This window comes from Grimontia sp. NTOU-MAR1 (assembly GCF_035758505.1).
Taxonomy (GTDB): Bacteria; Pseudomonadota; Gammaproteobacteria; order Enterobacterales; family Vibrionaceae; genus Enterovibrio; species Enterovibrio marinus.
This window is the reverse complement of sequence record NZ_CP142108.1, coordinates 3237909-3251199: the sequence shown is the minus strand read 5'-3', so window position 1 is coordinate 3251199 and position 13291 is coordinate 3237909. Positions and strand designations below refer to the sequence as shown.

8 protein-coding genes, 6 tRNA genes and 3 rRNA genes are annotated in these 13291 nt (G+C 48.8%); 6 read left to right on the top strand and 11 right to left on the bottom strand.

Features of this window, described 5'->3' with window-relative positions; genetic code table 11:
* Window positions 1-81: 81 nt before the first annotated feature.
* The 10 genes from VP504_RS15115 to gmhB all read right to left on the bottom strand — a co-directional run bounded on the left by VP504_RS15115 (window position 82) and on the right by gmhB (window position 6851).
* Window positions 82-158, bottom strand: a tRNA-Trp gene (locus VP504_RS15115).
* Window positions 159-194: 36 nt separating this feature from the next.
* Window positions 195-271 (bottom strand) — tRNA-Asp (locus VP504_RS15110).
* 15 nt (window positions 272-286) lie between these two features.
* Window positions 287-402: ribosomal RNA gene (gene rrf, locus VP504_RS15105) — 5S ribosomal RNA — on the bottom strand.
* Window positions 403-522: 120 nt separating this feature from the next.
* Window positions 523-3409: ribosomal RNA gene (locus tag VP504_RS15100) — 23S ribosomal RNA — on the bottom strand.
* Window positions 3410-3735: 326 nt separating this feature from the next.
* Window positions 3736-3811: transfer RNA gene (locus VP504_RS15095), tRNA-Ala, on the bottom strand.
* Between the two features lie 5 nt (window positions 3812-3816).
* Window positions 3817-3892, bottom strand: a tRNA-Val gene (locus VP504_RS15090).
* A gap of 69 nt (window positions 3893-3961) precedes the next feature.
* A tRNA-Lys gene (locus tag VP504_RS15085) sits at window positions 3962-4037 on the bottom strand.
* Window positions 4038-4039: 2 nt separating this feature from the next.
* Window positions 4040-4115, bottom strand: a tRNA-Glu gene (locus VP504_RS15080).
* 170 nt (window positions 4116-4285) lie between these two features.
* Window positions 4286-5837: ribosomal RNA gene (locus VP504_RS15075) — 16S ribosomal RNA — on the bottom strand.
* Together the 16S, 23S and 5S rRNA genes with 6 tRNA genes alongside form the textbook arrangement of a ribosomal RNA operon.
* Before the next feature lie 462 nt (window positions 5838-6299).
* Window positions 6300-6851: a D-glycero-beta-D-manno-heptose 1,7-bisphosphate 7-phosphatase gene (gmhB, locus tag VP504_RS15070; RefSeq protein ID WP_325891893.1), complete on the bottom strand. Its 552-nt coding sequence runs from the start codon at window positions 6849-6851 to the stop codon at window positions 6300-6302.
* A 128-nt stretch (window positions 6852-6979) separates the two neighbouring features.
* Between gmhB and tsaA the strand changes: the two genes are divergently transcribed.
* Window positions 6980-7684, top strand: a complete 705-nt coding sequence (gene tsaA / locus VP504_RS15065; protein WP_325891892.1) for a tRNA (N6-threonylcarbamoyladenosine(37)-N6)-methyltransferase TrmO — start codon at window positions 6980-6982, stop codon at window positions 7682-7684.
* Window positions 7685-7750: 66 nt separating this feature from the next.
* Complete coding sequence (locus tag VP504_RS15060) at window positions 7751-9466, top strand: proline--tRNA ligase (protein WP_325891891.1); 1716 nt, start codon at window positions 7751-7753, stop codon at window positions 9464-9466.
* A 44-nt stretch (window positions 9467-9510) separates the two neighbouring features.
* Here the strand turns inward: VP504_RS15060 and VP504_RS15055 are convergent, their stop codons facing one another.
* Entirely contained in the window at window positions 9511-10443 is a 933-nt protein-coding gene (locus VP504_RS15055; protein WP_325891890.1) for a GGDEF domain-containing response regulator, read from the bottom strand.
* A 201-nt stretch (window positions 10444-10644) separates the two neighbouring features.
* Between VP504_RS15055 and VP504_RS15050 the strand changes: the two genes are divergently transcribed.
* The 4 genes from VP504_RS15050 to VP504_RS15035 all read left to right on the top strand — a co-directional run bounded on the left by VP504_RS15050 (window position 10645) and on the right by VP504_RS15035 (window position 13280).
* Entirely contained in the window at window positions 10645-11796 is a 1152-nt protein-coding gene (locus VP504_RS15050; RefSeq protein ID WP_325891888.1) for a patatin-like phospholipase family protein, read from the top strand.
* A gap of 108 nt (window positions 11797-11904) precedes the next feature.
* Entirely contained in the window at window positions 11905-12759 is an 855-nt protein-coding gene (locus tag VP504_RS15045; RefSeq protein WP_325891887.1) for a GGDEF domain-containing protein, read from the top strand.
* A gap of 126 nt (window positions 12760-12885) precedes the next feature.
* Window positions 12886-13092 (top strand): YaeP family protein, encoded by a 207-nt coding sequence (locus VP504_RS15040; RefSeq protein WP_325891886.1) that lies wholly within the window; start codon window positions 12886-12888, stop codon window positions 13090-13092.
* Window positions 13092-13280 (top strand): DUF4250 domain-containing protein, encoded by a 189-nt coding sequence (locus VP504_RS15035; RefSeq protein ID WP_062706155.1) that lies wholly within the window; start codon window positions 13092-13094, stop codon window positions 13278-13280. Before VP504_RS15040 ends, VP504_RS15035 begins: the two co-directional genes overlap by 1 nt.
* The last annotated feature ends 11 nt before the right edge of the window (window positions 13281-13291 follow it).

Below are 13291 nucleotides of genomic sequence, written 5' to 3'. Positions count from 1 at the left end.
GCGCTCCAGCCCCAACAATTGGCTCATAGAGCCAAATTCTATATATGAAAAAGCCTCAGCATTACTGCTGAGGCTTGAATATGGCAGGGGTGGAGGGATTCGAACCCCCAACACGCGGATTTGGAATCCGCTGCTCTGCCAATTGGAGCTACACCCCTGTTGCTGTTTTTAAGAGTTAGCTTCTCTTTAAGAAGTGGCGGAGCGGACGGGACTCGAACCCGCGACCCCCGGCGTGACAGGCCGGTATTCTAACCAACTGAACTACCGCTCCACACTTAAATTGGAAGCCTGGCGATGTCCTACTCTCACATGGGGAGACCCCACACTACCATCGGCGCTGTTACGTTTCACTACTGAGTTCGGCATGGAGTCAGGTGGGTCCATAACGCTATGGTCGCCAAGCAAATTCTGCTAAGTCTTTACCTTTAAAAAAGGTAAAAACCAAAATCCTGGAAAGCTGTTTCTGTATTCTCTACACATTCAAGGTTCTATATGAGTCCGTCAAAACCCCTTGGGTGTTGTATGGTTAAGCCTCACGGGCAATTAGTATCAGTTAGCTCAACGCCTCACAGCGCTTACACACCTGACCTATCTACGTCGTCGTCTCCAACAACCCTTTAGGATACTTAAAGTATCAGGGATGACTCATCTTGAGGCTCGCTTCCCGCTTAGATGCTTTCAGCGGTTATCGATGCCGAACTTAGCTACCGGGCAATGCCACTGGCGTGACAACCCGAACACCAGAGGTTCGTCCACTCCGGTCCTCTCGTACTAGGAGCAGCCCCTCTCAATCATCCAACGCCCACGGCAGATAGGGACCGAACTGTCTCACGACGTTCTAAACCCAGCTCGCGTACCACTTTAAATGGCGAACAGCCATACCCTTGGGACCGACTTCAGCCCCAGGATGTGATGAGCCGACATCGAGGTGCCAAACACCGCCGTCGATATGAACTCTTGGGCGGTATCAGCCTGTTATCCCCGGAGTACCTTTTATCCGTTGAGCGATGGCCCTTCCATTCAGAACCACCGGATCACTATGACCTGCTTTCGCACCTGCTCGAACCGTCATTCTCGCAGTCAAGCGGGCTTATGCCATTGCACTAACCTCACGATGTCCGACCGTGATTAGCCCACCTTCGTGCTCCTCCGTTACGCTTTGGGAGGAGACCGCCCCAGTCAAACTACCCACCAGGCACTGTCCTCAATCCCGATGAGGGACCTAAGTTAGAACATCAAACATACAAGGGTGGTATTTCAAGGTCGGCTCCACACAAACTGGCGTCTGTGTTTCAAAGCCTCCCACCTATCCTACACATGTAGGCTCAATGTTCAGTGCCAAGCTGTAGTAAAGGTTCACGGGGTCTTTCCGTCTAGCCGCGGGTACACAGCATCTTCACTGCGATTTCAATTTCACTGAGTCTCGGGTGGAGACAGCGTGGCCATCATTACGCCATTCGTGCAGGTCGGAACTTACCCGACAAGGAATTTCGCTACCTTAGGACCGTTATAGTTACGGCCGCCGTTTACCGGGGCTTCGATCAAGAGCTTCGACCGAAGTCTAACCCCATCAATTAACCTTCCGGCACCGGGCAGGCGTCACACCGTATACGTCATCTTTCGATTTTGCACAGTGCTATGTTTTTAATAAACAGTTGCAGCCACCTGGTATCTGCGACTGCCCTCAGCTCCATCCGCAAGGGACTTCACCATGGGCAGCGTACCTTCTCCCGAAGTTACGGTACCATTTTGCCTAGTTCCTTCACCCGAGTTCTCTCAAGCGCCTTGGTATTCTCTACCCGACCACCTGTGTCGGTTTGGGGTACGGTTCCTGATAACCTGAAGCTTAGAGGCTTTTCCCGGAAGCATGGCATCAATGACTTCATCACCGTAGTGACTCGACATCGTGTCTCAGTGTATGGCGTCCCGGATTTGCCTAAGACACCCACCTACGCACTTGAACCTCGACAACCGTCGCGAGGCCCACCTAGCCTTCTCCGTCCCCCCATCGCAGTTATCAGCAGTACGGGAATATTAACCCGTTTCCCATCGACTACGCCTTTCGGCCTCGCCTTAGGGGCCGACTTACCCTGCCCCGATTAACGTTGGACAGGAACCCTTGGTCTTCCGGCGAGGAGGTTTTTCACCCCCTTTGTCGTTACTCATGTCAGCATTCGCACTTCTGATACCTCCAGCAGCCCTTACAGACCACCTTCTACGGCTTACAGAACGCTCCCCTACCCAGATATAAATATCTGCCGCAGCTTCGGTGTATCGCTTAGCCCCGTTACATCTTCCGCGCAGGCCGACTCGACCAGTGAGCTATTACGCTTTCTTTAAATGATGGCTGCTTCTAAGCCAACATCCTGGCTGTCTGAGCCTTCCCACATCGTTTCCCACTTAGCGATAACTTGGGGACCTTAGCTGGCGGTCTGGGTTGTTTCCCTCTCCACGACGGACGTTAGCACCCGCCGTGTGTCTCCCGGATAGTACTTACTGGTATTCGGAGTTTGCAAAGGGTTGGTAAGTCGGGATGACCCCCTAGCCTTAACAGTGCTCTACCCCCAGTAGTATTCGTCCGAGGCGCTACCTAAATAGCTTTCGGGGAGAACCAGCTATCTCCGAGTTTGATTGGCCTTTCACCCCTAGCCACAAGTCATCCGCTAATTTTTCAACATTAGTCGGTTCGGTCCTCCAATTGATGTTACTCAATCTTCAACCTGCCCATGGCTAGATCACTCGGTTTCGGGTCTACGTCATGCAACTCATCGCCCAGTTAAGACTCGGTTTCCCTACGGCTCCCCTATGCGGTTAACCTTGCTACATAACGTAAGTCGCTGACCCATTATACAAAAGGTACGCAGTCACCTAACACGTAGGCTCCCACTGCTTGTACGTACACGGTTTCAGGTTCTGTTTCACTCCCCTCACAGGGGTTCTTTTCGCCTTTCCCTCACGGTACTGGTTCACTATCGGTCAGTCAGGAGTATTTAGCCTTGGAGGATGGTCCCCCCATCTTCAGACAAGATAACACGTGTCCCGTCCTACTCGTTTTCACGTTAAATAAGCCGTCGTGTACGGGGCTATCACCCTGTATCGCGCCACTTTCCAGAGGCTTCCACTAACTCATAAAACGCTTAAGGGCTAATCCGGGGTCGCTCGCCACTACTGCCGGAATCTCAATTGATTTCTTTTCCTTCGGGTACTTAGATGTTTCAGTTCCCCGAGTTCGCCTCCACACACCTATGTATTCAGTGTGGGATACTGGCTTATGCCAGTGGGTTTCCCCATTCGGACATCCCAGATTCAAATGGCTGTTACTGCCTTATCTGGGCTTATCGCAAGTTACTACGTCCTTCATCGCCTCTGACTGCCAAGGCATCCACCGTGTACGCTTAGTCACTTAACCATACAACCCCAAGAGGTTTCGCAGGTTTAAACAACCAAGGTTGTTCTTAAGAACAATGTTCACCCTTTTTGCCTCTGCTTTTTCTTAAAAAGCGGAAACATAAAGCGATGAACGATTTCGCCGGACTCAAATATTGTTCATCACCTCTGGAGAAGTGATGAAACCAAGAACACTTGAATGTGTTTGGTGTTAATTCCGAAGAATCAACATTTGAGAACTTTTACAAACAAACTGAATCAGTTTGTTTAGTCAGCTTTCCAGATTTTTAAAGAGCAAAGTGATGTTAAAACCACTTTTTAAATATTCTCACAAGAACACTTAAAGAGTGGTGGAGCTAGACGGGATCGAACCGTCGACCTCTTGCATGCCATGCAAGCGCTCTCCCAGCTGAGCTATAGCCCCGAAAGTGGTGGGCGATACCGGGCTCGAACCAGTGACCCCCTCCTTGTAAGGGAGGTGCTCTCCCAACTGAGCTAATCGCCCACATACGTTTGCGTTCACCTTCGAAAAGGCAAAACCCAAACTGAGTTTTACATCCTCTGTGGAAGAAGATGGTGGGTCGTGCAGGATTCGAACCTGCGACCAATTGATTAAAAGTCAACTGCTCTACCAACTGAGCTAACGACCCAGTGGCGTCCCATAGGGGAGTCGAACCCCTGTTACCGCCGTGAAAGGGCGGTGTCCTAGGCCTCTAGACGAATGGGACGCAACGGTTGTCAGCGAAACATGTTTCGCTAACGTTGTGTTAGTGGAGTGACGAGCTTGCGAGAAGCAACATCATACCGAAAAACACAATATCGAGGTTTGGGAACCTCGACCACTCTTTACTTTTTCAACCTATACAATCTGTGTGGACACTGGCATTAATAGTATCGTTAAGGAGGTGATCCAGCCCCAGGTTCCCCTAGGGCTACCTTGTTACGACTTCACCCCAGTCATGAACCACACCGTGGTAAACGCCCTCCCGAAGGTTAAGCTATCTACTTCTGGTGCAGCCCACTCCCATGGTGTGACGGGCGGTGTGTACAAGGCCCGGGAACGTATTCACCGTGGCATTCTGATCCACGATTACTAGCGATTCCGACTTCATGGAGTCGAGTTGCAGACTCCAATCCGGACTACGACATACTTTCTGGGATTCGCTTCACATCGCTGTCTCGCTGCCCTCTGTATATGCCATTGTAGCACGTGTGTAGCCCTACTCGTAAGGGCCATGATGACTTGACGTCGTCCCCACCTTCCTCCGGTTTATCACCGGCAGTCTCCCTGGAGTTCCCACCCGAAGTGCTGGCAAACAAGGATAAGGGTTGCGCTCGTTGCGGGACTTAACCCAACATTTCACAACACGAGCTGACGACAGCCATGCAGCACCTGTCTCACAGTTCCCGAAGGCACACCAGAATCTCTTCCGGCTTCTGTGGATGTCAAGAGTAGGTAAGGTTCTTCGCGTTGCATCGAATTAAACCACATGCTCCACCGCTTGTGCGGGCCCCCGTCAATTCATTTGAGTTTTAATCTTGCGACCGTACTCCCCAGGCGGTCTACTTAACGCGTTAGCTCCGAAAGCCACAGTTCTAGACTACAGCCTCCAAGTAGACATCGTTTACGGCGTGGACTACCAGGGTATCTAATCCTGTTTGCTCCCCACGCTTTCGCATCTGAGCGTCAGTCTTTGTCCAGGGGGCCGCCTTCGCCACCGGTATTCCTTCAGATCTCTACGCATTTCACCGCTACACCTGAAATTCTACCCCCCTCTACAAGACTCTAGCCTGCCAGTTCAAAATGACTTTCCCAGGTTAAGCCCGGGGCTTTCACATCTTGCTTAACAGACCGCCTGCATGCGCTTTACGCCCAGTAATTCCGATTAACGCTCGCACCCTCCGTATTACCGCGGCTGCTGGCACGGAGTTAGCCGGTGCTTCTTCTGCCGCTAACGTCAAACACTGCACGTATTAAGTACAATGCCTTCCTCACGGCTGAAAGTGCTTTACAACCCGAAGGCCTTCTTCACACACGCGGCATGGCTGCATCAGGCTTGCGCCCATTGTGCAATATTCCCCACTGCTGCCTCCCGTAGGAGTCTGGACCGTGTCTCAGTTCCAGTGTGGCTGATCATCCTCTCAAACCAGCTAGGGATCGTCGCCTTGGTGAGCCTTTACCTCACCAACTAGCTAATCCCAACTGGGCCCATCCGGTAGCGAGAGGCCATAAGGTCCCCCTCTTTGGTCCAAAGACATCATGCGGTATTAGCCACCGTTTCCAGTGGTTATCCCCCTCTACCAGGCAGGTTCCCAGCCATTACTCACCCGTCCGCCGCTCGCCGCCCAATAAATCATCCGAAGAATCTTTATTGTCGCTGCCGCTCGACTTGCATGTGTTAGGCCTGCCGCCAGCGTTCAATCTGAGCCATGATCAAACTCTTCAATTAAAGTTTTTGGCTCGATGAAATACTGTTGTGTTCTACCCCCTCTCTACAAAGTAAAGAAAGAGCAGAACGAATTGACTGTGCCGATAACTCCGTAGAGTTTTCGTTTGGTCACTCAGTAAACATCGATAAATCTTTTGTCTATCAATCACGAGTGCCCACACAGATTGCATAGGTCAAATTGTTAAAGAACTCGCTCAGCCTTGCTGAGCGGAGTGAGATTTAAACTCAACTCTTTTTTCGAGTCAAGCACTTTTGCTTTCCTCGTGTTAGCTGCGAACTTTGCCGTGCCAACGAGGAGCGCATTATAGGGAGAGATTTTTTGTTGGCAATACCTTTCTTAGGAAAAAGTAGCTTTTTTTCTAAAAAAACGCTCAAGCGCTCAAAAGGCAACCAAAGAGACAAAAAAGCAGCCAATTTGGGCTGCTTTTTCTGTTTCATTTAATCCGATTTTAATTTCAGATATCACTTTTTCAGGTATTCAGGCACATCTGTAATGCTATCCAGTACTGCAGTTGCGAGTTTTTCACCTTCCTCTGAGACCGTCTTTCCAGTACGAACCAGAATCTTGGTTGAAATACCTGCCGCTTCAGCTGCACGCATGTCGTCCGCCTTGTCCCCAATCATCACAGAACTTTCCATGTCGATCTTGAGGAAGTCTCGCGCAGAGAAAAACATACCGGGTTTAGGTTTACGGCAATCACAATCTTGCTTGTATTTGTCATCACCATATTCAGGGTGGTGCGGGCAGTAGTAGATACCGTCAAAGTCCACGCCTTTATCAGCGAAGTTCCAATCCATCCATTCAGTCAGGTTGAGAAATTCATCTTCCGTATAGTAGCCACGGGCGATACCAGACTGATTAGTCACCAGCACAAGGAGATAGCCCATTTCTTTCAATGCTCGGCAGGCATCGAAAACGCCATCTATATATTCAAAGTCATCTGTTGTACTGACATAACCGTGATCAACGTTGATCACACCATCTCTATCGACAAAAACCGCTGGTCTAGCCAAAGCGCTACCCTCTATACATTATTACGCTGCGATTATGACACGCATTGCCAACGCAAGCATCCACGATTGTTAGGCCATCTTGACGAGTGTGGTAAAGTTCCATTGATTGCCTAATGAGTAAAACCAGCATGAAATATTCCCTGACGCCTGTCGGTCATATTGAATCTCCTTATAAAGAGAAATTCGCCGTCCCTCGTCAACCAGGACTTGCGCCAAGTGCTTTGGCATCTGTCGTTTTAGAGGGTGAAGCATGCAATGAAGACACAGTGCGTGGTATTGAACAATTCTCGCACCTTTGGATTCTTTTCTTGTTTGACCAAAACCTCGAGCAAGGTTGGACACCAACAGTCCGTCCACCCCGCCTTGGTGGCAATGAACGTATTGGCGTGTTTGCCAGCCGCGCTACATTCAGACCTAATGGTATCGGTATGTCGGTCGTGCCTTTGAAAGGGGTCCGTAAAGAAGGCGGCAAGATAATCGTTGATATTGGGAGTTGCGATCTTGTTGATGGCACGCCAGTCATCGATATCAAGCCTTACATTCCTTACTCGGATTCAATAGAAGATGCTGCGGGTGGATATGCTGCAGAAGCGCCTCAAACACTCGATGTCCAGTTTGACCCTCAACCTTTGGCCTTCTTAGCCAAAGATAAAGAAGCCAAAAATAAGCAACAGGTGATTAGTGAAGTACTCGCTCAAGATCCACGCCCTGCCTATAAAAAGGGAAAAGCTGATACCAAGGAGTATGCAGTTCACCTCTTTGACCTAAATGTGAAGTTTACTGTCGCTGAACCTGTAATCAAGGTGACAGCAATAGAAGCCTTTGGCGAATAGGGTTCTCGCTGTTAATATGACGCCCTTATACCCTCCATACTGTAATTAGATAAACGGATAGCTTAGATGCGTACCAGTAAATACCTTCTTTCTACTTTGAAGGAAACGCCAAACGACGCAGAAGTGATCAGCCACCAGCTGATGCTGCGTGCCGGTATGATCCGCAAACTGGCTTCAGGTCTGTACACCTGGCTGCCAACCGGTTTGCGCGTACTGCAAAAGGTTGAAAACATCGTTCGTCAGGAAATCAACAACGCAGGTGCGATTGAAACTCTGATGCCCGTAGTTCAGCCGTTTGAGCTATGGGAAGAGACAGGCCGCTCTGAAAAAATGGGGCCTGAATTACTTCGCTTCACTGATCGCCACGAGCGTCCGTTTGTTCTGAGCCCGACGGCAGAAGAAGTGATCACCTCTCTTGTTCGTAATGAAGTGAACTCATACAAGCAACTGCCTTTGAATCTGTATCAGATCCAGACCAAGTTCCGTGATGAAGTACGTCCACGTTTCGGCGTGATGCGCGCGCGTGAATTCTCAATGATGGATGCATACAGCTTCGATATCGACAAAGAAGGCTTGCAGCAGTCATACGAAGCAATGCACGTTGCTTACTGTGCGGCATTTGATCGTATGGGTCTGGATTACCGTCCAGTGCTGGCTGACACAGGCGCGATTGGTGGTTCTGCATCACACGAATTCCACGTTCTGGCAAACAGCGGTGAAGATACTATCGCATTCTCAACAGAGTCAGATTATGCCGCGAACGTTGAAATGGCAGAAGCCGTTGCACCTTCCGGTGAGCGCGTTGCACCAACTCAGGAAATGACGCTGGTAGATACACCAGATGCGAAAACCATCGCACAACTGGTTGAGCAGTTTGACCTACCAATCGAGAAAACCGTTAAGACACTGTTTGTGAAAGCGTCTGACGCTATTGAAGCTGATCTGGTTGCGCTGTTGGTTCGTGGCGACCACGAATTAAACGAAATCAAAGCCGAGAAGCTTCCACAGGTTGATATGCCGCTGCAATTCGCGACAGAAGAAGAAATTCGTGCGATTGTGAATGCGGGTCCTGGCTCACTGGGTCCAGTTAACCTGACCGTTCCTTTCATTGTTGACCGCAGTGTTGCAGCAATGAGTGATTTCGGCGCGGGCGCAAATATCGATGACAAACACTACTTCGGCATTAACTGGGGTCGTGACGTTGAGCTAGGTGAAGTGGCTGATATCCGTAACGTGGTTGAAGGTGACCCAAGCCCATGTGGTCAAGGTACTATCCTTCTGAAACGTGGCATCGAAGTGGGTCACATTTTCCAGTTAGGTACTAACTACTCTGAGAAGATGAACTGTGGCGTGCTGGGTGCTGACGGTAAGAATACCATTCTTGAAATGGGTTGTTACGGCATCGGCGTTTCACGTGTTCTCGCCGCTGCAATTGAGCAGAACCACGACAACAACGGCATCATCTGGCCTGACGCGATTGCACCGTTTACCGTTGTTATTGTCCCAATGAACATGCATAAATCTGAGCGCGTTAAAGAAGCAGCAGAAAAGCTGTACGCGGACCTTACTGCATCGGGCGTTGAAGTTCTGTTCGATGACCGTAAAGAACGTCCTGGTGTCATGTTCTCAGATATGGAACTGATGGGTGTACCACACACTATCATTATCGGTGAGCGCAGTATGGATAATGGCGTGTTTGAATATAAGCACCGCCGTGACGGCGAGAAAGTGCCAGTTGAGATGGAAAACATGGTTGAGTTTGTGAAAACGAAACTGGCCTAATTCCACTGACTGAATCGAAAAACGCTTCCATTTGGAGGCGTTTTTTATATGCAATCATCAAAGAATGTAACGAGGTTCCGTCCTCGTTCTTTTGACTTGTATAGCGCCTTGTCCGCATGGCTGAAGTAAACTTCAACTCGCTCGACTTTATCGTCCGGTGTCACAAAAGTGGCACCAAAGCTCATGGTGACCGGAATCACCTTGCCTTCGAATTCAAAGCGGCACTTTTCGATTTCCTGCCTAATGCGTTCCAGTACCTTATTAGCACGAACTACGTCTTTCACACTGAACAGCAACAGAAACTCCTCACCACCAATACGCCCAACCCTGTCATACAACCTGAGTTGTTGGCTCAACAGCGCTCCTAATTGACGCAGAATCGCATCTCCTGCCGGATGACCATACTTATCATTAATACGTTTAAACCAATCGATATCACATACAGCAAAACACAGTCGGCTTTCCGTTCTCATTGCACGGGAGAGATCCTCATGAACTCTTTCGAATAAAGCACGGCGGTTCAATAGTCCTGTCAGTTCATCAAAGCTTGCAAGGCGATCCAGTCTGGTCATGGCTTCTACCAGTCTTGCCTGAAGCTTTAGTGTTCTGCACCCTACCTCTACCCTTGCTTTTAATACCTGAGTATTAAATGGCTTAGTAACAAAGTCATTCGCCCCTTGGTTAAGACCTTCTGCAATGTGCTCTGCGCTGTCCCGTGCAGTACATATAATAATGTATGGGGGATTTTTCATATCGATCTTGCGAACTTTCTGACAAAGCTCGATACCGTTATAACCTGGCATTTCCCAATCGAGAAGCAGTAATGAAGGTGGATCAAATTGCATGATATACTCCAGTGCCTCCCAACCATCATGTGCGACCACCGCTTCGATTCCCCATTTTTTTAGTAATACTTCCACCAATTTGGCAGAAGCTTTGTCGTCATCAGCGATCAAAGCGCGTACTGAAAATGCCATTTCATATTCTTTATGAGTGCTATTGAATAGAAATATACCATCCGACGTTCTCCTACTAAGAGGCAATAACAAAATCGTCAGTTTCTTTTAGCTGTAGATCACAGTCAGCCAGCAACTTTGAGTAGTTCAAAAGCATCAGCCTCTCAGAAGAATCGCTTCTGGTTCATACTTAAGATAAGCAAAATCAGATAGGTATAGACTATGTCGTCTTCCGCGCGTTCAAGCTTTCCCCGAAAGAATATCGCCCTGTTGTTAACAGGTGGTGGTGCGCGTGCGGCCTATCAAATTGGCGTGTTGAAAGCGATTGCGGAATGGTACCCCCGCGTGCACCACAGTCCATTTACTATCTACTGTGGAACTTCAGCAGGTGCACTGAATGCCACCTCCCTTGCTTGCCATACGTCATGTTTCCGACTTGGCGTCAAAAAACTGTCTTGGCTTTGGACAAACCTGACAACCAAAGATGTGTTTAGCAGTTCTTTGTCAGGCATGTTCCATCATATCGGTCGTCAGGGTTTTGCCCGTATGCAAGCCCAGTATCACTGCGCACCGCCCTTTGGCCTTCTCGATAACCGGCCACTGCGTGCTTTACTGAATAACGTGCTGAATTTCAGTAAGATAGAACATCAAATCCTCGCAGGGAATTTGCGAGGGCTGGCAATTACAGCATCGAATTATCAAACCAGTAAGTCCGTCACTTTCTATCAGGGGCAATCTTGTATTGAGCCTTGGACACGATCCCGTGCGATAGGGGTTCCTTGTCAGATCACGACAGAACATCTCCTGGCATCTTCTGCCATTCCAATCGTTTTTCCAGCTTCGCAGATCGGGCATAGCTATTATGGAGATGGCTCTGTTCACCAAATTGCCCCACTTCGCCCAGCTTTGAAAATGGGGGCAGATCAGGTGTTAATTATCGACTTGAACCCTAAACAGCCATCTAAAAATCATGGACTTGCGCATGCTCCTGGGCTGGCAACTCTTGGTGGTCATTTGATGGATGCTATCTTTGCAGACACACTTTCTGCGGACCTTGAGCATTTGGATAGGATGAACACGCTGGTTGGTAACATGGCAAAGGCAAAAGCGGAAAAATTGGCGCTACGGCAAGTCGATGCCTTTCACCTTTACCCTTCTGAACCCTTTGAGTCATTGGTTGAGCGCTACTACTGTCATATGCCTATCGCAGTAAGAGGTCTGATGAGAATTCTGGGCATTAGCCCTATTGAAGATGCAGCGATAACCAGCTATCTGCTATTTGAGCCGAAATATATCAACCACTTAATTGACATGGGATATCAAGACGCTCAGAATCGTCGGTCCGATTTAGCAGCCTTTCTCTCTGACGAGTAACCCCTGCGCACCGGATGAAGCACATAAGCTCAGTAGAACTGGAACGCTTTTTGCTTTTGTTGATTAAAGCATAAACAGTGATAGTTTTTGGCTTCTGAGGCAATTTCGATGAGTACGCAACTGGAACAAGTAAAAAAAGCGGCGATTCAATCTCGTCGTGTTCCTCTGGGTGCGGATCAGCGTCTTATGGTGCTGCAGAAACTTCAAGGAAGATTGGATATCGATCCTCTGTTTGAAGTTTTTACCAGAGAGTTAGAAAAGCAAATCGACATCACCCGACTGATCTGGGAGCACGAAGAGATCTCCCATATCGTCCGCCGTGGTGGTGCTTCAGAGTATCGACAAACCTTCTCACTCAAGTTCGCCAACACCTCACTCGGCATGCTGCAATACAGCACACCATATAAACTTGATGATGACGAAATTGCGCTCATCCATACCTATCACAAGCTGCTTGCAGGCCCTTTAAGCAATGCGATCGAATACAACCGCGTTCGCAACCTCGCGCTGCTTGATAGCCTGACCGGTTTAAATAACCGAACCAGCTTTGAGCAAGACCTCCGCCAGTCTATAGCAATGACTGAGCGTAATGACCACGGTTTGATCCTGATGATTTTCGACATGGATAACTTCAAGCAAGTGAATGACACTTATGGCCACCTCGATGGTGATAAAGTACTGCGCCGCTTCTCACTGCTACTTAAAGAAGCCATCCGCGCCTCTGACCGTTGCTACCGTCTAGGCGGTGATGAATTTGCGGTCATTCTGACCCCGGCAACCCGCGAATCAGCGCAATTGGTGAATGATCGACTCAAAGCTCTCATCGCAAAAGATCCTCTGCTGACGGCACACTATATCTCTAGCTCTGTTGGTTGCTCTGCATATCGTCAGGGTGACAGTAACGTGTCGATGTTTGAGCGGGCTGACCGCGGCATGTACCGCAATAAGCATAAACGTCGCTAACCCTTTCAGGTCGAACAAACTGAAGATGCAAAGTTCAGTTTGTTTAGTTATAGACTACTGCTTTCAAGGCTCCTTTCTGGAGCCTTTTTGCGTTATATTGGCTCCAGTTTTATTCAAGGAGTGGCTATGAAAGTCTACGATTGTTGCGACCTAATCCGTCAACGTTATTCAGAAATTGGCAGTGGAGAACAAGGCTTTATTCCTAAAGCGATTGCTTGTGCTGTACGTGCATTGAACGCAGTCGCTTCTGACGAGCAAGCGCCAGAAGCTCTCCGCGAACAGGCGGCATTCGCAGCAGCTAACCTTCTGATCAGTGACCATGAGGATGCATGATGGATCTGAAGAACTTTGAAACCATGGACACCATTATGTTGATGAGTATCGTGAACATGAAGTTACGTGATGATTTCTCTTCCTTGGAAGAATTAGCGAAGTATTTTGATGTTGATGCCGAAGCACTGAAAACAAAACTCGCCTCTGCAGGTTTTGAATACATGGCCGATCAAAACCAATTCCGTTAATCGTAGAATAA

Excerpts from the sequence above, each read along its gene's own strand:
- tsaA (WP_325891892.1), top strand. The coding sequence starts at position 6,980 with ATGAAATATTCCCTGACGCCTGTCGGTCATATTGAATCTCCTTATAAA.
- VP504_RS15060 (WP_325891891.1), top strand. The coding sequence starts at position 7,751 with ATGCGTACCAGTAAATACCTTCTTTCTACTTTGAAGGAAACGCCAAAC.
- VP504_RS15055 (WP_325891890.1), bottom strand. The coding sequence starts at position 10,443 with ATGGCATTTTCAGTACGCGCTTTGATCGCTGATGACGACAAAGCTTCT.
- VP504_RS15050 (WP_325891888.1), top strand. The coding sequence starts at position 10,645 with ATGTCGTCTTCCGCGCGTTCAAGCTTTCCCCGAAAGAATATCGCCCTG.
- VP504_RS15045 (WP_325891887.1), top strand. The coding sequence starts at position 11,905 with ATGAGTACGCAACTGGAACAAGTAAAAAAAGCGGCGATTCAATCTCGT.
- VP504_RS15040 (WP_325891886.1), top strand. The coding sequence starts at position 12,886 with ATGAAAGTCTACGATTGTTGCGACCTAATCCGTCAACGTTATTCAGAA.
- VP504_RS15035 (WP_062706155.1), top strand. The coding sequence starts at position 13,092 with ATGGATCTGAAGAACTTTGAAACCATGGACACCATTATGTTGATGAGT.